Origin of the sequence: Streptomyces sp. MAR4 CNX-425 (genome assembly GCF_048656465.1) — a bacterium.
Lineage (GTDB): Bacteria > Actinomycetota > Actinomycetes > Streptomycetales > Streptomycetaceae > Streptomyces.
Genome location: NZ_JBMDLF010000004.1, coordinates 479,327 through 502,394, shown reverse-complemented (window position 1 = coordinate 502,394; position 23,068 = coordinate 479,327). Strand labels below are relative to the sequence as shown.

Annotated in this window: 20 protein-coding genes and 2 pseudogenes; 4 read left to right on the top strand and 18 right to left on the bottom strand. The window is 74.2% G+C overall.

Annotated features, from left to right (window positions below; genetic code table 11):
* Positions 1 to 43: 43 nt before the first annotated feature.
* The 5 genes from ACHZ99_RS15140 to ACHZ99_RS15120 all read right to left on the bottom strand — a co-directional run bounded on the left by ACHZ99_RS15140 (position 44) and on the right by ACHZ99_RS15120 (position 6,526).
* Complete coding sequence (locus ACHZ99_RS15140) at positions 44 to 1,675, bottom strand: hypothetical protein (protein ID WP_420305081.1); 1,632 nt, start codon at positions 1,673 to 1,675, stop codon at positions 44 to 46.
* Positions 1,662 to 3,713, bottom strand: a complete 2,052-nt coding sequence (locus tag ACHZ99_RS15135; protein WP_420305080.1) for an ATP-binding protein — start codon at positions 3,711 to 3,713, stop codon at positions 1,662 to 1,664. Before ACHZ99_RS15135 ends, ACHZ99_RS15140 begins: the two co-directional genes overlap by 14 nt.
* A 36-nt stretch (positions 3,714 to 3,749) precedes the next feature.
* On the bottom strand, positions 3,750 to 4,646 hold the full coding sequence (locus ACHZ99_RS15130) for a hypothetical protein (RefSeq protein WP_420305079.1): 897 nt from the start codon (positions 4,644 to 4,646) through the stop codon (positions 3,750 to 3,752).
* Positions 4,647 to 4,811: 165 nt separating this feature from the next.
* Positions 4,812 to 5,210 carry a RidA family protein gene (locus ACHZ99_RS15125; protein ID WP_420305078.1) on the bottom strand — a complete coding sequence of 133 codons (399 nt, stop codon included), beginning with the start codon at positions 5,208 to 5,210 and terminating at the stop codon, positions 4,812 to 4,814.
* Positions 5,211 to 5,323: 113 nt separating this feature from the next.
* A complete protein-coding gene (locus ACHZ99_RS15120) occupies positions 5,324 to 6,526 on the bottom strand; it encodes an acyl-CoA dehydrogenase family protein (protein ID WP_420305077.1) in 1,203 nt (400 codons plus the stop codon).
* A gap of 129 nt (positions 6,527 to 6,655) precedes the next feature.
* On the opposite strand from ACHZ99_RS15120, the gene ACHZ99_RS15115 reads away from it, so the two are divergent.
* From ACHZ99_RS15115 to ACHZ99_RS15105, 3 genes are all read left to right on the top strand, one after another.
* Positions 6,656 to 8,293: an AMP-binding protein gene (locus ACHZ99_RS15115; protein WP_420305076.1), complete on the top strand. Its 1,638-nt coding sequence runs from the start codon at positions 6,656 to 6,658 to the stop codon at positions 8,291 to 8,293.
* A 9-nt stretch (positions 8,294 to 8,302) separates the two neighbouring features.
* A complete protein-coding gene (locus ACHZ99_RS15110; RefSeq protein ID WP_420305075.1) occupies positions 8,303 to 9,184 on the top strand; it encodes a PaaX family transcriptional regulator C-terminal domain-containing protein in 882 nt (293 codons plus the stop codon).
* 101 nt (positions 9,185 to 9,285) lie between these two features.
* Positions 9,286 to 9,840 carry a Uma2 family endonuclease gene (locus ACHZ99_RS15105; RefSeq protein ID WP_420305074.1) on the top strand — a complete coding sequence of 185 codons (555 nt, stop codon included), beginning with the start codon at positions 9,286 to 9,288 and terminating at the stop codon, positions 9,838 to 9,840.
* Between the two features lie 2 nt (positions 9,841 to 9,842).
* Here the strand turns inward: ACHZ99_RS15105 and ACHZ99_RS15100 are convergent, their stop codons facing one another.
* The 3 genes from ACHZ99_RS15100 to ACHZ99_RS15090 form a co-directional block, all read right to left on the bottom strand.
* The gene (locus tag ACHZ99_RS15100) at positions 9,843 to 11,099 is read right to left on the bottom strand and encodes an RNA polymerase sigma factor (protein ID WP_420305073.1); all 1,257 of its coding nucleotides are present in this window, start codon (positions 11,097 to 11,099) and stop codon (positions 9,843 to 9,845) included.
* 2 nt (positions 11,100 to 11,101) lie between these two features.
* The gene (locus ACHZ99_RS15095) at positions 11,102 to 11,458 is read right to left on the bottom strand and encodes a YciI family protein (protein WP_420305072.1); all 357 of its coding nucleotides are present in this window, start codon (positions 11,456 to 11,458) and stop codon (positions 11,102 to 11,104) included.
* A 234-nt stretch (positions 11,459 to 11,692) separates the two neighbouring features.
* Complete coding sequence (locus ACHZ99_RS15090; protein ID WP_420305224.1) at positions 11,693 to 11,956, bottom strand: hypothetical protein; 264 nt, start codon at positions 11,954 to 11,956, stop codon at positions 11,693 to 11,695.
* 165 nt (positions 11,957 to 12,121) lie between these two features.
* On the opposite strand from ACHZ99_RS15090, the pseudogene ACHZ99_RS15085 reads away from it, so the two are divergent.
* A pseudogene (locus ACHZ99_RS15085) lies at positions 12,122 to 13,147 on the top strand (M20/M25/M40 family metallo-hydrolase).
* 336 nt (positions 13,148 to 13,483) lie between these two features.
* On the opposite strand, the gene ACHZ99_RS15080 reads toward ACHZ99_RS15085, so the two are convergent.
* The 10 genes and pseudogenes from ACHZ99_RS15080 to ACHZ99_RS15035 form a co-directional block, all read right to left on the bottom strand.
* Positions 13,484 to 13,990, bottom strand: coding sequence for a DinB family protein (locus ACHZ99_RS15080; protein WP_420305070.1), 507 nt, complete (start codon positions 13,988 to 13,990; stop codon positions 13,484 to 13,486).
* Positions 13,991 to 14,057: 67 nt separating this feature from the next.
* Complete coding sequence (locus ACHZ99_RS15075) at positions 14,058 to 14,669, bottom strand: dihydrofolate reductase family protein (protein ID WP_420305068.1); 612 nt, start codon at positions 14,667 to 14,669, stop codon at positions 14,058 to 14,060.
* 74 nt (positions 14,670 to 14,743) lie between these two features.
* Entirely contained in the window at positions 14,744 to 15,586 is an 843-nt protein-coding gene (locus tag ACHZ99_RS15070) for a helix-turn-helix domain-containing protein (RefSeq protein ID WP_420305211.1), read from the bottom strand.
* Between the two features lie 92 nt (positions 15,587 to 15,678).
* Positions 15,679 to 16,170, bottom strand: coding sequence for a hypothetical protein (locus ACHZ99_RS15065; RefSeq protein ID WP_420305223.1), 492 nt, complete (start codon positions 16,168 to 16,170; stop codon positions 15,679 to 15,681).
* Positions 16,139 to 16,570 (bottom strand): annotated as a pseudogene (locus ACHZ99_RS15060) (alkene reductase); the annotation flags it as partial. The gene ACHZ99_RS15065 and the pseudogene ACHZ99_RS15060, both read right to left, overlap by 32 nt.
* A 289-nt stretch (positions 16,571 to 16,859) precedes the next feature.
* Positions 16,860 to 16,982 carry a hypothetical protein gene (locus tag ACHZ99_RS15055; protein ID WP_420305066.1) on the bottom strand — a complete coding sequence of 41 codons (123 nt, stop codon included), beginning with the start codon at positions 16,980 to 16,982 and terminating at the stop codon, positions 16,860 to 16,862.
* 385 nt (positions 16,983 to 17,367) lie between these two features.
* Complete coding sequence (locus ACHZ99_RS15050) at positions 17,368 to 19,677, bottom strand: bifunctional salicylyl-CoA 5-hydroxylase/oxidoreductase (protein WP_420305065.1); 2,310 nt, start codon at positions 19,675 to 19,677, stop codon at positions 17,368 to 17,370.
* Between the two features lie 5 nt (positions 19,678 to 19,682).
* Positions 19,683 to 20,510: an enoyl-CoA hydratase family protein gene (locus ACHZ99_RS15045; protein ID WP_420305064.1), complete on the bottom strand. Its 828-nt coding sequence runs from the start codon at positions 20,508 to 20,510 to the stop codon at positions 19,683 to 19,685.
* A gap of 136 nt (positions 20,511 to 20,646) precedes the next feature.
* Entirely contained in the window at positions 20,647 to 21,645 is a 999-nt protein-coding gene (gene argF, locus ACHZ99_RS15040) for an ornithine carbamoyltransferase (RefSeq protein ID WP_420305063.1), read from the bottom strand.
* Between the two features lie 39 nt (positions 21,646 to 21,684).
* Positions 21,685 to 22,938, bottom strand: coding sequence for an arginine deiminase (locus tag ACHZ99_RS15035; RefSeq protein ID WP_420305062.1), 1,254 nt, complete (start codon positions 22,936 to 22,938; stop codon positions 21,685 to 21,687).
* Between the last annotated feature and the right edge of the window lie 130 nt (positions 22,939 to 23,068).

Genomic DNA, 23,068 nt, shown 5'->3' with positions numbered 1-23,068 from the left:
CACGGCGCCGCAGCTCAGCGGGGCCCGCGGGCGGGGCGCGGCGCTACGCCGGGCACTTCCCGTTCGGGCCCTGGAACGTCCGGTACAGCCGCGGCCGGTCCGCGCCCTCCGGGCGCGGGTACTCGATGATCGGCACCGGCTTGCACACCGGCCAGTTGTCCTTCTCCACGTCGAAGCCGAACTGCCCGCTGGCGCCCGGGACGCAGTCGTGGCACCCGTCGGGGCCCCGGACCACCCGCATGTTGGTGATGGTGTTGTAGACGTCGAGCTTCGACGGCAGCCGGTTCGACCCGCCGCCCCCGGCCGACTCCTCCAGGTCGGTCAGCGCGGTATCCGTGGCCCGGGAGACGACGACGAAGGCGTCGTGGTGCATGATCGCGTAGCCGTCGTTCAGCGCCTCCCCCGGCAGCCCGCTGGCCTTCCCGAACCCCTCCGCGAAGGTCGCGAAGCGCTCGCCGGACCCCTCGCCCGCCCGCCAGGAGGGCGCGTCCGTCGCCGAGGCGCCGACCGTGACGACGCGGGCCTCGGCCATGTCCTCGCGTACCCGCCGGTCCGTCAGGCCCTCGGGCAGGCCGGTGGCAACGCGCAGGATGCGGATCTCGGCGTCGAAGTCGTCGCAGTCCGGCTCGTCGGACAGCTGGGTGATCAGATACGGCAGGTCGGAGTCGCGGCCGGCGTAGAAGACCGTGTCGGCCTCCAGCCGGCAGATGCCGCGCGCGGCCGGGGAGAAGCGGCGCGGCGCGCCCGCGTAGTCACCCATCCGGCCGACGAAGCTCGCCTGCCGGTTCTCCAGCCCGTACTCCTCGCCGAACACCCGGCGCATGTTCTCGCGGGTGTTGGCGACGTAGCCGTCCTCCTCGCGGGAGTCCCAGACCAGGAAGCCGGAGGGCTCACCGGGGTGCGCGCCCGGGTTCTCGTCGAGGTAGCCGGAGAGCGCGGCGACGGACTCGGTGTTGGACGGCGCGGCCTTGAAGAGGGTGTCGGCGCTGATCTCCGGCGAGCTGAGCACGCCGCTGACGGCGGGGATGTCGGCCCGCGCCAGCGCGACGGCGGCGTCCTCGGTGTCCTTCTCGCTGTTGGGCAGGCCGATCACGCCGACGAGCGGGGAGTCCTCCTCGGTCGGCGCCTCGTGGACGGTGAGCGCGTCGAGGGCCTCGACGGCCGGCCGCCACTGCGACAGGTCCCTGCCTATGTTGGACAGCAGCAGCTGGTAGTTGAGCCCGTGGTCGCGGTTGGCGTGGAGCTGCGCGGTGAGCACGCCGGCGAGGCTGTTCTGCACGACCTCGGGGGTCATGGCGCTGGACTCGCTGGCGTTGAACGGCAGCAGGACCGCGACCCGCACGTACGGCTCCTGCCGCCCCTCCCACAGCTCGCCCACCTTCTCGTTCTCCTCCGCGATCTTCCGCACGAGGTCCGCTATCCGCTCGTCCGGCCCGTCCGCGCCCGGCTCGAACGCCGGGGATCCGGCGGTGGCGTCGGCCACCCCGACGCACTCCTCGCCGTCCGCCGACTCCACCAGCCCGTCGCCGCACGGGCCGTCGCCGCCGAGACGGAGCACCAGCACCACCGCGACCGCGGCGACCGCCGCGACGGCGAGCACCGCCAGGATCGCCCGCTCGGCGCGGCCCAGCGGCCGCCGCCTCCTCCGGCCCGGCCGCCGCCTAGTCAACGCCATGCCCTCTCCCCTCCTCGCCGCCGGAGCCGTCCCCCACGGCCGGGTCCGGCGTGCGCAGGTCCTTGATCGCCGCCGGCCACTCCTGCGACGCGTCGTACAGCGTGCTGTTGCCCGTCGGGTGCTTCAGCGACAGGAAGTCCAGCTCCCGCCCGACCCGGCCGCGCAGGTGCGCGTCGGGTACGGACAGCGGGTCGGCGGCGAACCACACGGCGTGCAGCAGCCGGTTGACCGAGCGCTGGACGGAGTCGCCCTCGAACGTCCCGTCCCGCTCCCCCGAGGCCGTCGCCCGGCAGGTGTCGGCCCACGCGGGGTCGGGCGGGTGCGGGGCGGTGGCGATGTGCCAGAGGTCGGCGAGCCAGCGCCCCGCGGCGGTGCCGCGGAAGGTGTCGGCCAGCCACCGCGCGGGCTCGTCGGGGCGGCCCGCCGCCAGCGCGTGGTGCCGGGCGGTGGCGGGCTCGCCGCGGTCCTCGTGGTGGTCGCGCAGCAGCCCGTGCAGCTCCGGCCAGGACTGCGGCGGGTCGGTCGCGCCCGCGGGGCGGCGGCGCAGCTCGTGCACGAGCACGGCGCGCAGGAAGTCGTCGGCGACGAACGGCCGGATCGCCTGCGGCCACTGCTCGGCGCGCAGGTGGCTGCGTACCGCCTCGACCGCGCCCGCCTGGTGGTCCCGGGTCAGGTACGCGCCGGCCAGCGCCCGGGCCGCGGCGGGGTCCTGCGCGACGGACAGCAGGACGAGGTACGCGCTCAGCTCCGCGTCCGGGACGAGCGCGTGCAGCATCCGCTCCGTGACGTGCTCCCCCGCCAGCCGCAGCCGCGCCAGCCCGTGCGTCCCGACGGCCGCCGGGTCCGGCGCGGCGTTGAGGGCGTCGTAGAAGATCCGGCAGCCCAGCGGGCTGCCGCCGGTGAACCGGTGCACCGCGCGGGCCGTCTCCTGGCGCACCGCGCGCTCCTCGCCGACGCGCATCATCGCCAGCAGCTCGTCCCGGCCCAGCGGCGGCAGCGGCAGGGTGACGAGCCCGGCCGCGGACGAGCCCCGCGCGGGCCGGTGCCAGCCGGCCAGCCCGGGCACGTCGGCGAAGGTCCACCGGGTCGCCCCGGTGAAGCGCCGGCCCGTCGCCCCGCCGAGGGTCGCGGCGACCACGACCAGCGGGTCCGGCCGGTCCTCGGCGGCGGCCCGCCGGGCGAGCAGCAGGTCGAGCAGGTGCCCGCCGGCGGGGGTGTGGACGTTGTCGAGCAGCGCCAGCGGGCGGGGCGCGGCGTTGAGGTGCCGCCATCCGGTGTACGCGGCCCGCAGGTCCGCCAGCAGCGCCTCGACGAGGTGGCCCTCGACCCGGCGGCGGATGTCGTCGCCGAGGTGGAAGGCGCGGCTCACGGCGGTGAACACCTGGCCGTCGTCCGGGGCGCCGGAACCGCCCTCCCCGCCCCGGTGCCGGCTCCGGTACCACTGGCGCACCGCCCGGTTCTCCCGGAAGCCCAGATACCGGCCGGTGAAGAGGTCGACGCTCGCGGCGGCGACCGGCCCCAGGTCGTCCGTACCCCACCCGGTGACGAGGTCGAGCACGTCGCCGGCCCAGCCGCGGGCCCGCTCCGGGTCCTTCTCCAGCCCGCAGTCGGTGAGCAGCGCCGCGACGCGGTCGCGGCCGCAGCCCTGCTCGCCGAGCTCGCCCCGGTGCCAGGCGCTCACCGCGACCAGGCCGGTGAGCAGCCGGGGCAGCCGCAGCCGGCCGAAGCCGGGGCGGTGCCCGCTGAGCCCGCGGGCCAGGCCGGTGAGCAGTTCGGCGGCGGGCGAGGTGTTGGAGACCGCGGCGTCGTCGTCGGCCGCGTCCGCGCAGTCCACGGCGGCGACGGGGATCCGGTCGGCGTACGCGGCGCGCAGCTCCTCCAGCACGGCCGAGCGGCCGCTGCCGTGCCCGCCGTGGAGCACCACGGCGGGCACCTCGCCGCGGGGCTCCTGCCGTATCGACTTGTTCTTCGCGTGGTGCAGCCCGACCATGCGGGGCACCAGCTCGTGCAGCACGGCCTCACGTCCGTACGGGGTCAAGCTCCGTTTCCCTCCCGTTGCGCGACGGCGTCCCGGCTAGCCGAGCAGGCCGCCGACCTGTCGTGCGGTTTCGAGGAGCAGCTGCCGGCCGGTGGTGTCCGGGGCGCCGCCGAGCTCGTGGGTGATCCGGTCGAACAGCGCCCGCAGCCGGCCGGGCCGGTCCTCCTCGGCCGCGCGGCGCATGTCGTCCGCGTCCCGCAGCAGCAGCCGCAGCCGCTCCTCGTCGAGCCCGAGCGCCGGGCCGAGCCCGGCGAGCTGGTCGGCCAGCCTGCCGACGACGTGGACGGTGCTGTTCTGGATGAACGTGACGTCGCCCTGGACGGTGCCGATGTTCACCGGGGGCGGCGGCCGGTCGCGCTCGCGGCGCAGGAAGCCGGCGATGCCGGTGCCCGCGTGGCCGCACTCCAGCCCGCGCTCGGTGAGCTCGACCTGCCCGGTGACGACGTCGCCGGAGATCCCGTCGTCCGTGACGCCGAGCAGGCCGTCCGACCGTAACGAGCGGGCCGCGGCCAGGACTTCCTCGGCGTCGAGGGCGTCGCCGTGGAAGAAGACGTGGTCGGCCACGAAGAAGTCGCGCAGCGGCAGGCTGTCGTCGCCGCGGTGCTCGAACGCCCAGCGCAGCACCGCGTTCTCGGCGTACGAGCGGCGCGCCACCGGGTCGCGGCGCTCGCTCTCCAGGCGCAGCGCACGCGCGTGGCCGGCGGGGCGGAGCGAGGTGTCGGCGGGGTCGTGCTCGGGCCACTCGTGGGCGTGCACCAGGCCGCGGTCCGCCAGCGCGGCGATGACGGCGGAGACGCCGAGCGCCGGCTTGTTCTGCGCCAGGCCGAAGGGGGCGGTGCGCACGGGCACGTCCGGGCGGTGGCCCGACTCCCGCAGCAGCCACAGCAGCAGCCGCGCCTCGTAGCGGCCGAGCTCGGGCCGGCGGTCAGCCATCGGCGCGTAACCTCTGTTCTGCGTGCGGTGGTTGGGGATGCGCACGAATCTACCTACGATCTCCCCGGGTCACCAGTTCGTTGCCCAGCGGAGTCGCCACACTGCGGCCGTCCCGTAGCGGGATCGCGACCGTCGCGCGACGTGCCGCCGCGCCCCGCCGCCCCGTTACGGCAGCACCGCGATCCCGTCCAGCTCGACCAGCGCCTCGGCGTCCCAGAGCCGGGTGACGCCGATCAGCGCCATCGCCGGGTACGTGTCGCCGGCGCGGCGGCGCCAGATGCGGCCCAGCTCGGCGGCGTGGGCGCGGTAGTCCTCGGGGTCGGTGGCGTAGACGGTGACGCGGGTGAGGTGGGCGGGCTCCCCGGCGCCGGCGGCGAGGGCGGTGAGGAGGTTGCCGAGGGCCTGCTCGAACTGGGCGGGGAGGGTGTCGCCGACGATCCGGCCGGCGCCGTCGAGCGCGGTCTGGCCGGCGAGGAAGACGAGGGTGGAGCCGGTGGCGGTGACGGCGTGGCTGAAGCCGGAGGGCTTGGCGAGGACGGCGGGGTTGATGCGGTGGACGGACACGGCGGCGGGTTCCCTTCGGTGGCGGGCGGCGGGGGTGCGGTCGTGCGGGGTGGGTGGGTCCGTACATCGATACGTCGACACATCGGTACGTCCGTACGTCCGTACGTCCGGGTTCAGCGGCGGTACAGCTCCCTGGCGATGATGCTCCGCTGCACCTCCGTCGCCCCCTCGTAGATGCGCGGCGCACGCACCTCGCGGTACAGGTGCTCCAGCAGATGCCCCGCCTCAAGCGCGCGGGCGCCGTGGATCTGCACCGCCGCGTCGACGGCCGCCTGCGCGGTCTCCGTCGCCAGCAGCTTCGCCATCGCCGCCCGCCGGGCGACGTCCGGCGCGCCCGCGTCGTACGCCGAGGCCGCCGCGTACACCAGCAGCCGGGCCGCCTCGACGCGGGTCGCCGTCTCGGCGAGGGTGTGCGCGACGGACTGCAGGTCCGCGAGCGGCCCGCCGAACGCCTCCCGCCGCCCGGCGTGGTCCAGCGCCGCATCGAGTGCGGCCTGCGCCATGCCGACGGCGAACGCGCCGACGGAGGGGCGGAAGAGGTTGAGCGTCGCCATGGCGGTGCGGAAGCCGCCGTCGACCTCGCCGAGCACGTCGGCGGCGGTGACGGGGACGCCGTCGAAGCGCAGGGTGCCGATGGGGTGCGGGCTGAGCATGGTGAGCGGCTCGCCGGTCAGCCCGGGGCGGTCGGCGGGGACGAGGAAGGCGGTGACGCCGCGGGCGCCGGCGCCGCGGGAGTCGGCGACGGGCGTAGTACGGGCGAAGACGGTGACGAAGTCGGCCTCCGGGGCGTTGGAGATCCACTTCTTCTCGCCGGTCAGCCGCCAGCGCCGCGGGCCGGGGCCGCCGTCCGGCTCGGCGGCCAGCCGCAGCGCCGCCGCGTCGGAGCCCGCCTCCGGCTCGGTCAGGGCGAACGCGGCGACCGCCCGCCCCGCCCGCACCTCGGGCAGCCACCGCTCCCGCTGCCCCGACGTGCCCGCCTGCACGACGGGGTACGCGCCCAGCCCCTGCAACGCGAGCGCCGTCTCGGCCTCGGTGCACTCGCGGGCCAGCGACTCCCGCAGCAGGCAGAGGGTGAGCGCGGAGACCGGCCCGGCGGCGGGGAACACCTGGGCCAGCAGGCCCGGTTCGCCGTCGTCGCCGGGGGCGCCCAGCGCGGCGAGGAGCGGCCGGTTGACCCGGCCCGGCTCGCCGGCCTCGGCGAGCGGGCGGAGCCGCCGGGCGGCGAGCGCGCGCAGCTCCGCGCACCAGCGCTGGAGCCCGGGGTCGAGCGCGAAGGGCTGCGGAGCGGGGTGCGGCTGCGCGTGCGGCTGCGCCATGCGGGGTGCTCCTCTCTCCCGGTCCCTCCCGTGACGGGCCGGGCCGGGATATCGCGGAGTGTTGACTGTCGTCACGCCAACGCTACGCTCCTTGGGGTACCGCAGGGCACACCTAGGGGGCGTACCGCCATGCAGCTGAAGCCTTCCGCCCACGCCGACAGCTTCGCCCGCGACCACCTCCCGCCGGCCGGGCAGTGGCCGGAGCTGGTCTTCCCGCTGCCGGGCCTGCGCTACCCCGACCGGCTCAACTGCGGCGCGGAGCTGCTCGACGCCACCGTCGAGCGGTTCGGCGCCGGCCGCCCCGCCCTGCACACCGACGCCGGCGAGAGCTGGTCGTACGGCGAACTCCAGCGCCGCACCGACCACATCGCGCACGTCCTCACCGACGACCTCGGCGTGCTCCCCGGCAACCGCGTGCTGCTGCGCGGACCCACGACCCCCTGGCTGGTGGCCTGCTGGCTGGCCGTCATGAAGGCCGGCGCGGTCGCCGTGACCGTGCTGGCCGCGCAGCGCGCGCACGAACTGCGCGGCATCTGCGACATCGCGCGGGTACGGCACGCGCTGTGCGACGCGCGTGCGCTCGACGACCTGACGCAGGCGGAGGTGGCCGGGCTGACGGTCGTCCCGTACGGCGGTGACGGCCCGGGTGACCTTCTACGCCTCGCGGACGCCAAACCCGACACGTACGCGCCTGTGGAAACCTCCGCCGACGACGTCGCCCTCATCGCCTTCACCTCCGGCACCACCGGCCGCCCCAAGGGCTGCGTCCACTTCCACCGCGACGTGCTGGCCATCGCCGACACCTTCTCCGAGCACGTGCTGCGGCCCGTCCCCGAGGACGTGTTCGCGGGCAGCCCGCCGCTCGGATTCACCTTCGGCCTCGGCGGCCTCGTCGTCTTCCCGATGCGGGCCGGCGCGTCGGCGCTGCTGCTGGAGCAGGCCGGGCCCGACCGGCTGCTGCCGGCGGTCGCGGAGCACCGGGTGTCGGTGCTGTTCACCGCCCCGACCGCGTACCGGGCGATGCTGGAGAAGCTCGACGCGTACGACATCGGCTCGCTGCGCCGCTGCGTGTCGGCGGGCGAGAACCTGCCGGCCGCCACCTGGCAGGCGTGGCGCGAACGCACCGGGCTGCGGATCATCAACGGCATCGGCGCCACCGAGATGCTGCACATCTTCATCTCCGCCGCCGACGGCGACGCCCGCCCGGGCACCACGGGCGTGCCGGTGCCCGGCTACGAGGCGCGGGTCGTCGACGCGGACGGCGCGCCGGTGCCCGACGGGGAGCCGGGGCTGCTCGCGGTCCGCGGGCCGACGGGCTGCCGGTACCTGGCGGACGAGCGGCAGCGCGAGTACGTGCGGGGCGGGTGGAACTTCACCGGCGACACATACGTGCGCGAGCCCGACGGGTACTTCCGCTACGTCGCGCGCGCGGACGACATGATCATCTCGGCCGGGTACAACATCGCCGGGCCGGAGGTCGAGGACGCGCTGCTGCGCCACCCCGACGTGCGCGAGGCCGCGGTCGTGGGGCGGCCGGACGCGGAGCGCGGCACGGTGGTCGTGGCGTACGCGGTGCTGCGCGACGGCGTGCCGCGGGGGCCGGAGACGGCGGCGGCGCTGCGGGAGTTCACGAAGGGCGAGATCACGCCGTACAAGTGCCCGAAGGAGATCGTCTTCACCGACGCGCTGCCGCGGACGCCGACCGGGAAACTCCAGCGGTACCGGCTGCGGGAGGAGCAGGCGGGGCGGGCCGCCGGGAATCGCTAGAGTGATCGAGTGGCAGCAGAACGGACCCCGCGGTCCCTGATCGTCAGCTTCTACGGGGCGTTCGGCCGGGGCGGTGATCCCGGCCGGGGCCCGGACGCCGGCGACCCGGGCGGCTTCGCGGGCTCCGGGCGGGTGCCCGTGGCCGGGCTGATCCGGCTCCTGGGGGCGGTGGACGTGGACGCGCCGGCGGTGCGGTCGGCGGTGTCCCGGCTCAAGCGGCGCGGGCTGCTGCTGCCCGTACGGCACGAGGGCGAGGCCGCGTACGAGTTCTCCCCCTCCGCGCGCACCCTCCTCGACGACGGCGACCGCCGCATCTACCGCCGCGACACCCCGGCGAGCCCCGGCGACTGGCTGCTGGCGGTGTTCTCCGTCCCGGAGTCCGAACGCCGCAAGCGGCACCTGCTGCGCTCCCGCCTGGCCCGCCTCGGCTTCGGCCAGGCGGCGCCGGGCGTGTGGATCGCGCCCGCGCACGTCGCGGAGGAGACCCGGCACACCCTGCGCCGCCTGGAACTCGCCCCGTACGTCGACCTCTTCCGCGGCGCGCACGAGGGCTTCACGCCGACGCCGGAGGCGGTGGCGCGGTGGTGGGACCTGCCGGCGACGGCGAAGCTGCACGAGGCGTTCCTGGACGCGCACGAGCCGGTGCTGCGGCGGTGGACGGCGAGCACCGCGTCCGCCGCGTCCGCCGCGTCCGCCGAGGACGCGTACCGCGACTACCTCCTCGCCCTCGACGCCTGGCGCCACCTCCCGTACGCCGACCCCGGGCTGCCCCCCGAGGTCCTGCCGCGGGACTGGCCGGGCGCACGGGCCGCGGAGGTGTTCGCGGCCCTGCACGACCGGCTGCGGGGGCCGGCGGCGGATTTCGTGAGCGCGACGCTTCACACACCGTGACCAACCGACACGATGAGTCGTTGATACGACCGACAGTGCCCTGCAGCCACAGCTACTCTGGCCGTGGCGGACCGGACGACTCAGGAGGAGCAGTGGTGGTTATGACCGCGACCGAGCGCCCCGGCTCGGCGGAGGAGGACCCGACGCTCGCCGCCTTCCTTGAGCTTGAGCCGCCGGAGGGCTGCCGCGCCGAGCTGATCGAGGGTGAGATCGTCGTGTCCCCGCCGCCAGACCGTGACCACGAGGACATCGTGGGCAAGCTCACGTGGCTGATCGCCCGTGAGTCCGCCACCCAGTTGTACGCGCCGGGGACGGTCGGCCTGATCACCCCGCACGGCAGGTTCATCCCCGACGCCACGGTCGGCGCCTGGGGAAGTTTTCATGGAGCGGAGTCCTGGGCCGAACCCGCGGGTGTGGTCATGACCGTGGAGGTGACCTCCATCCGCGCGGACAAGGACCGCGGCCCCAAACGGCGCGGATACGCCGCCGCCGGTATCCCGCTCTACCTGCTCGTCGACCGTACAAACGCCACCACCACGCTGTACAGCGAGCCCCACGAGGAAGATTACCGACAACACATCCGCGTGCCCTTCGGCAAGGAACTCGAACTCCCCGCCCCCTTCTCCTTCACCCTCGACACGTCGGTCCTCACCTGACCTCAGAGTCCGTCCCGCGCCCGCAGCAGATACGCCCGCTCGGCGGCGTTGCCCGTACGGGCCGCCGACGCCGTGTACTCCGCCGCCGCCTCCGCCGTGCGGCCCACGCGCCGCAGCAGGTCGGCGCGTACCGCGTGGAAGACGTGATACCCCGCGAGCGGCAGGGCGTCGACCTCCGCCAGCGCCGCCGCCGGACCGGCGGTCTCGGCGAGGGCGACGGCGCGGTTCAGCGCCCCGACGGGGGTGGGGGCGACGGCCATGAGCTGGTCGCAGAGCCGCACGATCTGCCGCCAGTCGGTCGCCGCGGCGGTGCCCGCGTCGCTGTGGACCGCGTTGATCGCCGCCTGGATCTGGTACGGGCCGGGGCGGTTCCGGCGCAGGCAGCGCCGCACCAGTTCCCGCCCCTCGGCCATCAGCTCCCGGTCCCACAGCCCCCGGTCCTGGTCGGCGAGGAGCACGAGATCGCCGCGGGCGTCCGTACGGGCAGCGCGCCGCGACTCCGTCAGCAGCACCAGCGCCAGCAGCCCCAGCGCCTCCGGCTCGTCCGGCATCAGCCCGGCCAGCAGCCGCCCGAGCCGGACGGCCTCGGCGCCGAGGTCGGGACGGCCCAGGGCGTCGCCGGAACCGGCGGTGTGGCCCTCGTTGAAGATCAGGTAGAGCACGGCGAGCACGGCGCCCAGCCGCTCCGGCAGGTCGGCGTCCCGCGGCACCCGGTAGGGGATGCGCGCGTCGCGGATCTTGCCCTTGGCGCGTACGAGCCGCTGCGCCATCGTCTTCTCCGGGACCAGGAACGCGCGGGCGAGGTCGGCGGTGGACAGCCCGCCGAGGAGCCGGAGCGTAAGCGCGACCCGGGCGGCGGGGGCGAGCGCCGGGTGGCAGCAGGTGAAGATCAGGCGGAGCCGGTCGTCCTGCACGGGTGTCTCCTCGGCGGCCGCGGCGGCGGTCGCCGCGGGATCGTCCGCGTACGGCGCGACGCCGGGCCCGTACACCAGCGCCGTCTGGGCGTGCCGGTGCTCGCGGGTGGCCTCGCGGCGGAGCCGGTCGAGGGCGCGGTTGCGCGCGGTGGTGATGATCCAGCCGGCCGGGCTGGGCGGCAGCCCGGCCGCGGGCCAGCGGTCGACGGCGGCGGCAAAGGCGTCCTGGACCGCCTCCTCGGCGACGTCGATGTCGCCGAAGCGGCGGACCAGGACCGCGACCGCGCGCCAGTACTCCCGGCGGAACACCCGGTCGATCTCGTCGGCGGAGGGCCGGGACGACACGGTCAGCCTTCGGCCCAGCCGTAGAAGGGCCGCACCTCGATGGGCAGCAGCCGCACCGCCGCCGCCTCCTTGCGCGCCCAGACGAGGGCGGCGTCGAGGTCGGACACGTCGATGATGGTGAACCCGCCGAGGTGCTCCTTCCCCTCGGCATACGGACCGTCCGTGGTGAGCACCTCCCCGTCGCGCATCCGCACCACGGTCGACGCCTCCGGCCCGTGCAGCCCGCCGTCGAAGACCCACACCCCGGCGGCCTTCATCTCGTCCTTCACCGCACCGAGGTCCCGCATGATGGGATCCAGCACCTCGGGCGGCGGCGGGTCCCCGACGGGCTGGTGCATGGCGAGCAGGTAGTACGACACAACGACTCCCAGGTCCGGCGACCGGCTCGGTACCGGCCTCTCACCCTCTACACGAACGCCCCGGCCCGGATCGACACCGACGCGCACAAAATCTCCCCACCCCCGCACCCCGCACCGCTCCGTTGTCTTTTTCGCGACTTCGCAACGGGGTTGCCTCGCCCGCAGGCCCGTCCTTCTGGCCGCAGCCCGACGGTCACCCAACGGACCGCTCCGTCGCACGCACCAGAAGACGGCTCAGACCGTTACCCAGCCGCCGCCCGCGACGCCCCAGCCGGTGAGTTCGGGCCTGACCGCAGGGAGCGCCCAGGGATCCAGGGTTCCGTCGCAGAGCTCGGCAAGGAACTGGACCACCCCGCCTTCGTAGTGCCACCAGGGGCCGTTGCGGGAGCAGACGGTGACCGGCCAATGCTCGGGATCGTCCCCGAGCAGACTCCAGAGGAACCTGTCGCCCCCCTTCGACTCTCCCCAGGACACCAGGTCCGTCGAGACGAGTTCCACGGGTCGCAGATCGGTGGGGTAATCGGAGTACCCGCCATCCTTGTCCTTCGCATCGGCCCAGTCGCCTTCCTCTCCGGGCCAAGGGGTGAAGACGCCCAGGAAGGGCTCAGAACGACTCTCCCGCCCAACTTCAAGGCGCTCGCCGAGCGGTACCCGGCCTTCGAACTGGACGACTCGCAGGCGGCGCGGGATCGTACGGCGTCCGTGGTCGAGCTGGCGAGCGAGCTGATCCGGCGGCCGAGCCGCGGCGGGATCGACGGCTACGGGCCCGTCCTTGGCGTGCTGGAGTACTGGGTCGCCGGTCGCCGGTCGCCGGCTGCCGCACCGCCATCTGTATGACGGCGCGGGTGCCCTGATGGGCCTGCTTGCAGAGATTCCCGGCGGGCGGCCAGGAGCATGGTGGACGTTGGACGCGTGCGTGGACACCGCGCCCTACGGCGACGAGACCGCCTGGTCCTTCCCGCCCACCGCCGGCGATGTCGCGGACGGCTGGCTACGGGGGCGGGGGCAGCCGACTCCAAGCTCGCAGCGGCGATGTTCTGCCACATCGCCGCCGACCTCGCTTCCCGCGCCGAGTCCCTGCGCGGCGGACTCGCGGTGCTCCTGGACATCGACGAGCACACCGGCGGCTTCGGCGGCGCCCGCACCTACCTCACCGACCCCGCCGCAGCCCGCCCCGCCGGGGTGATAATCGGCTACCCCGGTATGGACGAGGTGGTGGTCGGCGGAGGGGCCTGTGGCGAGCGACGATCACCGTGCACGCCTCCTCCGGGCACTCCGGGTCCAGCAAGACCGTCAGCGGAGCCATCACCCGGGCCGCCCACCTCGTGCAGCTCCTGGACACCGCGGAGTTGCCCGGCGGCCACGGAGGCCCGGGGTTCCCGCTGCCGCCGAAGCTGTCGGTCACCGCCTTCCACGGCGGTCAGGGCTTCTCCGTCATCCCCGACCGGGTCGACATCAACGTGGATGTCCGCACCACCCCGGCCTTCGACGCGCACGACGCCGAGACGCTGGTCCGCGAGGCCGTCGAACATCGGAAACCTGCTCGCCGGGGAGGGCATTCCCGCCACGGCCGGCTTCGGGGTGCCGTACGAGGGGCTGCACGGTATCGACGAGCGCGCCCACCTGGCCGAGTTGCCACAGGTCTACGCGGTCTACCAGCGGGCCGCCCTCGGCCTCCTAGGCGGCTGACGTCCCAGCACGGTCCAACCCGTTTCTGGTCCGCCAGCCGCAGCCGTCGGCCACAATCACCCCGACCTGCGGATCTTCGAGGAGAACGACACGATCGGCCTCGGCATCGAAGCCGAGTACCGGATGACACGCACGTCCGGCAGCGACCCCACCACGTCCAGGTCGAAGAAGCACTTCACGTCATCACAAGCAGATCAGCCACCCCGCCATGCTGCCCGGCAGCCTCTCCCCGCGGTTCTGCGCCACGCGGGAGCCGTCACGCGCTTGCCGGAGGCCACCAACGGGTCGGCCCGGACTGCCCGCGCGGCACAGCGGATCCCGGGACTCACGCCGGGTCTAGTCGCCGGTCGTGCCGTCGAGCATCTCGCGCAGGATGTCCAGGTGGCCGTTGTGACGGGCTGTCTCCTCGACGAGGTGGAGGAGGATCCAGCGCAGGTCGACGTGGAGGCCGTTGCGGACGGTTCCCTCGGCCTGCTGGTCCAGGTCGTTCCCGGCGACCAGTTCGCGGTAGCGGGCGCTGTGTTCAGCGTACTCGTCGAGCAGTTGCGTGAGCGGGAAGTCGACGGCGATACGCATCTCGCGGTCGGGGTCCTCGGCCGTCATGGGGGCCCGGTCCTCCTCGCCGAGGAAGACCACCTGGAACCAGTAGTACTCGACCCAGCGGAGATGATTGATCACTCCGCTCATGGTCATCAACGGTGACCCCGGCAGCAGCGCCTTGCGGGCGTTCTCAGCGGAGACGCCTGCGCACTTGGCGCGGGCGGTGTCCCGTGCGTAGTCGAGGAAGTTGGTGAGCTGGGTGCGGTCGTCCCATGCGGGCGGCGTGTCGTCGGTTCTGTTCATCGCGCGAAGCATCCCCGGCCACCGCGCCCGTTGTCGAGGCCCCCGGCGTGATCGGCCGGACGCGGCCCTAGCGGCGTACCCTGAACCTGAGGTGCAGCACCCGGTCGCCCTGGATGACCACGTGGGGGTCCTCCAGCAGATGCCGGCCGTCGATGCTCCCGAAGTAGCGTTTGCCCGACCCGAAGACCACCGGCACCACGTCCATGGCCACCTCGTCCACGAGACCGGCCGCGAGGATCTGGCCGCCCACCTCGCCGGCGCTCACGGCGACGACCCGTTCCCCGGCGAGTTCCCGGGCCTTGTCGACGGCCGCCGTCACGCCGTCGACGAAGTGGAACGACGCCTCGGGGTGCCAGCCCGCGGGCTTGGGCCGATGGGACACCACGACCACGTGGTCGCCGGCGGGCTGGTTGCCCTCCCAGCCGTTCATCAGGTCGAAGAAGTGGCGGCCCATCACGATCGTGCCGATCGACTCCCACATGGGCCGGACGTACTCCGCCGACGCCCGGGAGACCTTGATGCCGCCGCCGGTGCCGGAGTGGTCGTACTCCTGGTCGCCGGCCGCGGTGATCGGGGTGTCCCCGCTGAAGTACCACTCGTGGAGCGGGCCGACGTCGTCGTGGTCGTCGGCGATGAAGCCGTCCACCGACACCACGTTGTGCATGATCACTGTGCCCACGGGTCCTCCTCGGCCTTCCCTGCGTGTGCACCCCCGATCCTGTCGCCCCGGGAGGCGGCCGGGCATGTAAGAAATCAATCGGCGGGCATCGGGCCGGCGTCCGGCGGGAAGCCCGGCGCGGCGGGGAAGCGGCGTCGCAGGGCCAGGTACTCCGTCGGGGTGTGGCCGGTGAAGTCCTTGAACTCCCTGCTGAAATGGGCCCGGTCGAAGTAGCCCGCCGCGTGCGCGAGGTCCGACCAGTCGACCGGACGCGGGGCGTCCACGGACAGGATCAGCCGCGCGAAGCGGTAGATCCGCGCCACCCGCTTGGGGGTGACCCCGACATGGGCCTTGAACTGCGCGGCCAGGTGGTTGCCGCTCACCCCGGCGCCCGCGGTCAGCGCACCGATCGGGACCGTGCCGTCGGACGTCGCCAGCCGTCCGCCCGCGTGCAGGACCAGGTCGAGACCGCGCGCCGGCGCGTCGGCCAGCCGCGACAGCAGCTCCGCTTCCAGCACCCGCAGTGTCCCGGCCGCCGACGCGGTGTCGCCGAGCCGGTTGCGGATCCGGTCCACCGAGCGCTGCCAGACGGCGTCGACCGGCACCCACCGGTCCCGCAGTTCGCTCGCCGGCACGCCGACGAACGGCGACATGCCCCACGGCTTGAAGTGCACGCCCACGACCCGCACCCGTGCCGGGTACTCGACGAGGAAACGCCTGGTCCATACGCCCATGAACCACCCGTCGGCCAGCACGGCCGGCGGCACCGCGGGGTCGGAGTCGCGCAGGCGGACGGGCGCGCCCAGGTTGAGGAACAGGTGCGCCGACGGCATCGGCGGGATGTTCATCCGGCGGTGGCGCGGCGTCCCGGTCAGGCAGTAGATGTCGTCGACGAACCGGTCGAGGGGCGGACAGGGCACGCGGCCGACGTACTCCACCGGGACAGTGTGCCCGACGGCCGTTCGTCCGGGCACCGGAGGACCGGTCCCCGGCCGCTCTCCCCGCTCACGCACCGCAACCTGACGACGCACTACTGGGAGGGGCCGGTCACTGTGGGGTAGTCCGTGTACCCCTCCGCGCCGCGCGCGAAGTGCGTGTCGCGGTTGTCGGCGGCGAGAGGGTGGCCGTGGGTGAATCGATCGACGAGGTCCGGATTGGCGATGAACGGGGCGCCGAAGGAAACCGCGTCGGCCAGTTGCCGTTCGAGCAGCTCGTTGCCGCGCGCTTGCGTGAAGCCGAGGTTGGCAATGACGGCGCCCTGGTAGTGGGCGCGGTAGCGGGTGAACGCGGTGTGGGTGTCGGTTTCCGTGCCGGGTTCCGGGCCGAGGAGGTGGAGGTAGGCCAGGTTGCTGTCGTTGAGGCGCCTGAGGAGCTGGTCGTAGTCGTCCAGCGTCTCGGCGTCCGCGGTGAAGTTGGGCCCGTGATTCCAGTAGGGCTGAGAGTTTGATTCCGACGCGGTCGCTGCCCCACACGCCGGTGACGGCGTCCACGATGTCGAGGAGGAACCGGGCCCGCTTCTCACCGGTGCCGCCGTACGCGTCGGTGCGCTGGTTGAGCCGTGGGTTGAGGAACTGGGCCACGAGGTGGGACACCTGTGCGTGGATCTCCAGGCCGTCGAATCCGGCGCGCAGGGCGTTGGCGGCCGCCTGCCGGTAGGTGCGGATCGTGGCGGCGATCTCCGCGACGCTCAGGGCGCGTGGGGTGAGGGAGTCCTTCGGACCGTCGGGGGTGTAGGACATCTCGTGGGGATTGATCGCCGAAGGGCCGGCGGGGAGCCTGCCGCCGTGGTGGTCCGGGTGGGAGGCGGCGCCGGCGTGGCCGAGTTGCGAGACGATCCTGCCTCCCGCGGCGTGCACCGCTTCGGTGACCTCGGTCCAGCCGGCGGTCTGGGCGTCGGTGTAGATGTCGGGGACGTCGATCAAGCCGATCGCGTCCTCGCCGACCCAGGTCCCTTCGCTGATGATCAGGCCGGCGCCGGCGCGCTGCGTAGTAGGTGGCGTGCAGGGCGGTGGGGGCCAGTTCCTCGTTGTCGGCCCGGCAGCGCGTCATGGGAGCCATGACGACGCGGTTGGGCAGCTTGGGCGCGCCCAGTTGAACGGGCCGCAGGAGGGGCTGGGTGCCGGGTATCGAGGTCAGGTCGGACATGAACGGCTCTTTCGTGCGGGGAGGCGCTCCGCGCGGACACGAGGAGCACGCGAGCGGTGGGTGGGGTCAGTCCTGCTTGAGGGCGTGGAGGGCGGACAGGGGGCCGCCGAGCTGGATGAGGCGTCCTCCCTCGCGCAGCGTTCCGAGGTCGACGGGGGCGAAGCCGAACTCGGAGGTCAGGTCTCTCACGGTGTTCTTGGCATCGATGGCCCTCGCCCGCGCCGTGAGCCACGTCCAGCCCGAACTGTCCGACGAGATTCTGCGGACCTGCCGCACCCGCCCTCTCGACTGACCGGCTTCGCACCCGCCGGCCCCGCGTCGTCCCGTCCGGCGGCGAGCCGCACGGTCACGGCGGCCGCGCCACCGAACCGGACGACGCCGAGCGGGCCGCGCCCGGCACAGGGGTGACCGTACGACGCGGACAGGGCTGCACCCTGCGCGTCACCGCCGTCCCCGCCGTGCACCTCGGCCGCTCGACGGCGGCCACGGCATTCCTGCGGTCCCGGCCCGGCGCAAGGCCCGAACCGGCTTGGCGCCAACCGCTGCACCGATGTTCCCCCAGGCCGGTGTCGCCTCAGCCGTCGCCGCCCAGCGTCAGCCTCGGCTTCGGCCCGTCCGTCCGCCCCGTCGGCGGCCTGCGGCTGCCCGCGCGGTACGGGGCCGGCCACGGCGCGCCCGGGCCCTCGTAGCCCTGTTCCGCGGCGGCGTGCAGGGTCCAGTGGGGGTCGTAGAGGTGGGGGCGGGCCAGGGCGCAGAGGTCGGCGCGGCCGGCGAGGATCAGGGAGTTCACGTCGTCCCAGGAGGAGATGGCGCCGACCGCGATCACCGGGATTCCCAGCTCGGCGCGGATGCGGTCCGCGTACGGGGTCTGGTAGGAGCGGCCGTACGCCGGCCGCTCGTCCGCGACGACCTGGCCCGTCGAGACGTCGATCGCGTCCGCGCCGTGGGCCGCGAACGCCCGCGCGATCGCCACGGCGTCGGCGGCGGTCGTGCCGCCCTCCGCCCAGTCGGTAGCGGAGATCCGCACGGTCATGGGGCGTTCGGCCGGCCAGACGGCCCGTACCGCGTCGAAGACCTCCAGCGGGTAGCGCAGCCGGGCGTCGAGGTCGCCGCCGTAGGCGTCGGTGCGGCGGTTGGTGAGCGGGGAGAGGAAGCCGGACAGCAGGTAGCCGTGGGCGCAGTGCAGCTCCAGCAGGTCGAATCCGGCGCGGGCGGCGCGGCGCGCGGCGGAGGCGAACTGCTCGCGGATCTCGTCCATCCCCGCGCGGTCCAGCTCGCGCGGGGTCTGGTTCAGCCCGGCGCGGTACGGCAGCGCGGAGGGGGCGACGACGGGCCAGTTGCCGTCGGGCAGCGGGTCGTCGATGCCCTCCCACATCAGCTTCGTGGAGCCCTTGCGGCCGGAGTGGCCGAGCTGGACGCCGAGGGCGGCGCCGGGGGCCTGGGCGCGTACGAAGTCCACGACCCGGCGCCAGCCGGCCTCCTGCTCGTCGGACCACAGGCCGGTGCAGCCGGGAGTGATGCGGCCGCGGGGGCTGACGCAGACCATCTCGGTCATCACCAGCCCGGCGCCGCCGAGGGCGCGGGCGCCGAGGTGGACGAGGTGGAAGTCGCCGGGGAGGCCGTCCTCGGCGACGTACATGTCCATCGGGGAGCAGACGACGCGGTTGCGCAGCGTCAGCCCGCCGAGGGTGTACGGCGTGAACATCGGCGGCGTGCCCTCCGGCACCCCGGCCTCGCGCTCGACGGCGGCGACGAAGCCGGGGTCGCGCAGCCGCAGGTTGTCGTGGGTGATGCGGCGGCTGCGGGTCAGCAGGTCGAACGCGAACTGCCTGGGCGGGCGGCCGAGGTGGCGGGCCAGGTCCTCGAACCACTCGCGGCTGGCGTGCGCGGCGCGCTGCGTGGAGGCGACGACGGGTTTGCGCTCGGCCTCGTACGCGGCGAGGGCGGCCGGGACGCCGGGCTGCTCCTGAAGGCAGGCGGCGAGCGCGAGGGCGTCCTCGACGGCGAGTTTGGTGCCGGAGCCGACGGAGAAGTGCGCGGTGTGGGCGGCGTCGCCGAGGAGGACGACGGCGCCGCCGGCGGGCGGTTCGTACCACCAGCGTTCGTTCACCACCGTGCGGAACGCGGTCCACTGCGACCTGTTCCCGGTCAGCGGCCGGCCGCCGAGCGCGTCGGCGAAGTACTTGGCGCACCGCTGGGCCGACTCCTCCTCGTCGCAGCCGTCGAGCCCGGCCGCCCGCCAGACCTCCTCGCGCATCTCGACGATGACGGTGGAGGCGTCGGCGGCGTACGGGTAGCCGTGCAGCTGCATGACGCCCGCCTCGGTCTCCACGATCTCGAAGCGGAACGCGTCGAACGCGAACGGCGCCGACAGCCACACGTACCGGCAGCGGTGCTCCTCGGTCCGGGGGCGGAAGTCGCCGGCGTGGGCCTCGCGGGTGGCGCTGTTCACGCCGTCGGCGGCGACGACGAGGTCGTGGGTGCGGGCGAGCGCGGCGGCGGGCGGGGCCTCGGTGCGGAAGCGGAGCGACACGCCCAGCTCGCGGCAGCGCTCGTGGAGGACCGCGAGCAGCCGGCGGCGGCCGAGGGCGGCGAAGCCGTGGCCGCCGGAGCGCTGGACGCTGCCGCGGTGGACGATGTCGATGTCGTCCCAGCGCACGAACTCCCGCCGGAGCGCGGCGTAGACGACGGGGTCGGCGTGCTCGATGCCGCCGAGGGTCTCGTCGGAGAGCACGACGCCGAAGCCGTACGTGGCCTCCGGGGCGTTGCGCTCGTAGACGGTGACCTCGCGGGCGGGGTCGAGCCGCTTGAGGAGCGCGGCCGCGTACAGCCCGCCCGGGCCGCCGCCGACGACCGCGACCCGCGCGGCGGTTCCGGCCGCCACGGCGCTCAGCGCCCCTGCCACGCCGGCGGCCGCTTGGCGGTGAACGCGGCGTGGAACTCGGCGTAGTCGTCGCTGTTCATCAGCAGCGCCTGGGTGGCGGCGTCCATCTCGACCGCCGCGGCCAGCGGCATGTCCAGCTCGGCGGTGAGCAGCGCCTTGGTCTGCGCGTACGCGAGCGCGGGCCCGGCGGCGAGCCGGCGGGCGAGCGCCCGGGCGGCCTCGTCGGCGCCGCCCTCGTCGGCGAGTTCGCTGAGGAGGCCGATGCGTTCGGCCTCGGTGGCGCGGACGGGGTCGCCGAGCATCAGCAGCCGGGTGGCGTGGCCGAGGCCGACGACGCGGGGCAGCAGGTAGGCGGCGCCCATGTCGCCGCCGGAGAGGCCGACGCGGGTGAAGAGGAAGGCGAAGCGGGCGCTGTGGTCGGCGACGCGGAAGTCGGCGGCGAGCGCGAGGACGGCGCCGGCGCCGGCGGCGACCCCGTGGACGGCGGCGACGACCGGGAACGGGGCCTCGCGCAGGGCCCGTACGACCTGGCCGGTCATGCGGTTGAAGTCCAGCAGCCGGCCGGTGTCCATGCCGAGGGTGGCGCCGATGATCTCGTCCACGTCGCCGCCGGAGCAGAAGCCGCGGCCGGCGCCGGCGAGCACCAGCGCGCGGGTGCCGCCGGTGCGGGCCAGCTCGGCGATCAGGTCGCGGAGGTCGGCGTACGCCTCGAAGGTCAGCGCGTTGAGCTTCTCGGGGCGGTCGAGGGTGACGGTGACGACCCCGTCGTCGGCGGTGACCCGGAGGTGCTCCCACTGCTCGGTGCTGCCGGCGGATCCGGTGAACGGGCTCATCGTGCGCGGCCCCTGTCTGCAGACGGTGGCGGGCGGTGGCGGTAAGCCGAAGTTATCACCCGTACGTGACTGTCGTCACGACCGCGCGATACGTCGGGGCGCGCGGGGGCCCGCGGCGGCCCGGGGGCCCGCGCGCTCAGGTCAGGGTCGCCACCAGCAGCGCCTTGATCGTGTGCATCCGGTTCTCCGCCTCGTCGAAGACGACGGAGTGCGCCGACTCGAAGACCTCGTCGGTGACCTCCAGCGACGTCAGCCCGTGCCGCTCGTGGATCTCCCGGCCCACGGCGGTGCCGAGGTCGTGGAAGGCGGGCAGGCAGTGCAGGAACTTCACGTCCGGGTTGCCGGTGGCGCGGAGCACCTCGGTGGTCACGGCGTACGGGCGCAGCGCCGCGATCCGCTCGTCCCACACCTCCTTCGGCTCCCCCATCGAGACCCACACGTCGGTGGCGACGAAGTCGGCGCCGGCGACGCCCGCGGCGACGTCCGCGGTGAGGGTGATCCGCGCGCCGCTGGCGGCGGCGAGGCGGCGGGCCTCGGCGACGACGGCGGCGGCGGGCCAGTACGCCTCGGGTGCGACGATGCGCACGTCCATGCCGAGGAGGGCGGCGGTGACGAGGTAGGAGTTGCCCATGTTGAAGCGGGCGTCGCCGAGGTAGGCGTACGCGATCCGGTCCAGGGGCCCGGCGCTGTGCTCGGTCATCGTGAGGACGTCGGCGAGCATCTGGGTGGGGTGCCAGTCGTCGGTGAGGCCGTTGTAGACGGGCACGCCCGCGTGCGCGGCCAGCTCCTCGACGGCCGCCTGGGCGGCGCCGCGGTACTGGACGGCGTCGTACATCCGCCCCAGCACCCGCGCGGTGTCCTTCACCGACTCCTTGTGGCCGAGCTGCGAGCCGGACGGGTCGAGGTACGTGGTCGACGCCCCCTGGTCGGCCGCCGCGACCTCGAACGCGGCGCGGGTGCGGGTGGAGGTCTTCTCGAAGACCAGCGCGACGTTCTTCCCGGCCAGCCGGCGCCGCTCGGCGCCGGCCCGCTTCGCCGCCTTCAGCTCGGCGGCCAGGTCGAGGAGGTGGCGCAGCTCCTCGGCGGTGTGGTCCAGCTCCTTGACGAAGGAACGGCCGGTGAGGTCTGTCGCCATGGTCCCCAGCTCCCGAAATCTATGCGTTACTACGCATCATTATACAATCCCTTCGACCGGGTCGCGCTCGACGGGGCAGCTCATGCACCGCGGCCCGCCCCGCCCGCGGCCCAGCTCGCTGCCGCGGATCTCGATCACCTCGATGCCCTGCTTGCGCAGGAAGGTGTTGGTCGTCGAGTTCCGCTCGTACGCCACCACCACCCCCGGCTCCACCGCCAGCACGTTGCAGCCGTCGTCCCACTGCTCGCGCTCCGCCGCGTGCACGTCCTGCGTGGCCGTCAGCACCCGGATCCGGTCCAGCCCGAGGGCGGCGGCGATCGCGCGGTGCATGTGCTCCGGCGGGTGGTCGGTGACCTTCAGCTCGTCGCTGCCGGAGCCGGGCTCGATCGTGTACGAGCGCAGCATGCCCAGGCCCGCGTACTGCGTGAACGTGTCGCCGTCGATCATCGTCATCACGGTGTCGAGGTGCATGAGGGCCCGCGCCTTCGGCATGTCCAGCGCGACGATCGTGCGCGCGGAGCCGGCCGCGAACAGCCCGCGGGCCAGCAGCTCCACCGCCTGCGGCGTGGTGCGCTCGCTCATCCCGATGAGCACGGCGCCGTTGCCGATGACCAGCACGTCGCCGCCCTCGATGGTGGAGGGGTAGTCCTCCTGGCCGCCGGACCAGACGTGGAACGCGCCGGACTGCGGCCCGGCGAACAGCGGGTGGTGCTTGTAGATCGCCTCGAAGTGCACGGTCTCGCGCTGCCGGGCGGGCCAGCGCATCGCGTTGATCGACACCCCGTCGTAGACCCAGCAGGAGGTGTCGCGGGTGAACAGGTGGTTCGGCAGCGGGCCGAGGAGGAAGTCGTCCTCGTCCATGACGTGAAAGCGCACCGACGCCGGCTCGGCGAAGCCGGCCAGGTACTCCCGCTTGGTCATCCCGCCGACCAGCGCCTCGACGAGCGCGGCGGAGTCCAGCGACTCGAAGGTGGAGCGGAGCTTCTCGGTGGCGAGCGGGCCGTACTCCTTCTCGTCGAAGACCCGGTCGAGGACCAGCGCCCGCGCCTGCGGGATGTCGAGGCTCTCGGCGAGCAGGTCGCCGAAGAGGTGCACCTGCACGCCGCGGTCGCGCAGCACGTCGGCGAAGCCGTCGTGCTCCTCGCGGGCGCGGCGTACCCAGAGCACGTCGTCGAAGAGGAGGGCGTCCTTGTTGCTGGGGGTGAGCCGCTTCAGCTCCATGTCCGGCCGGTGCAGTATCACGCGGCGCAGGCGGCCGGCCTCGGAGTCGACGCGGAATGAGGGCGCTGGCATGGGATCAGACTGCCACGCGGGGCGGCGCGGGGCAGCGATTCGCCGATCACGCCGCAGGGGGTACGGGCCGGGGGCGCCGGGGCGGGCCGCCCCGGCGACCGGCCGCCGCGCGGCGCCGGCGGGCGGCCGG

Coding starts and splice junctions, on each gene's coding strand:
- ACHZ99_RS15140 (WP_420305081.1), bottom strand. CDS start 1,675: ATGGCGTTGACTAGGCGGCGGCCGGGCCGGAGGAGGCGGCGGCCGCTG.
- ACHZ99_RS15130 (WP_420305079.1), bottom strand. CDS start 4,646: ATGGCTGACCGCCGGCCCGAGCTCGGCCGCTACGAGGCGCGGCTGCTG.
- ACHZ99_RS15120 (WP_420305077.1), bottom strand. CDS start 6,526: ATGGCGCAGCCGCACGCGCAGCCGCACCCCGCTCCGCAGCCCTTCGCG.
- ACHZ99_RS15115 (WP_420305076.1), top strand. CDS start 6,656: ATGCAGCTGAAGCCTTCCGCCCACGCCGACAGCTTCGCCCGCGACCAC.
- ACHZ99_RS15105 (WP_420305074.1), top strand. CDS start 9,286: ATGACCGCGACCGAGCGCCCCGGCTCGGCGGAGGAGGACCCGACGCTC.
- ACHZ99_RS15080 (WP_420305070.1), bottom strand. CDS start 13,990: ATGAACAGAACCGACGACACGCCGCCCGCATGGGACGACCGCACCCAG.
- ACHZ99_RS15045 (WP_420305064.1), bottom strand. CDS start 20,510: ATGAGCCCGTTCACCGGATCCGCCGGCAGCACCGAGCAGTGGGAGCAC.
- argF (WP_420305063.1), bottom strand. CDS start 21,645: ATGGCGACAGACCTCACCGGCCGTTCCTTCGTCAAGGAGCTGGACCAC.
- ACHZ99_RS15035 (WP_420305062.1), bottom strand. CDS start 22,938: ATGCCAGCGCCCTCATTCCGCGTCGACTCCGAGGCCGGCCGCCTGCGC.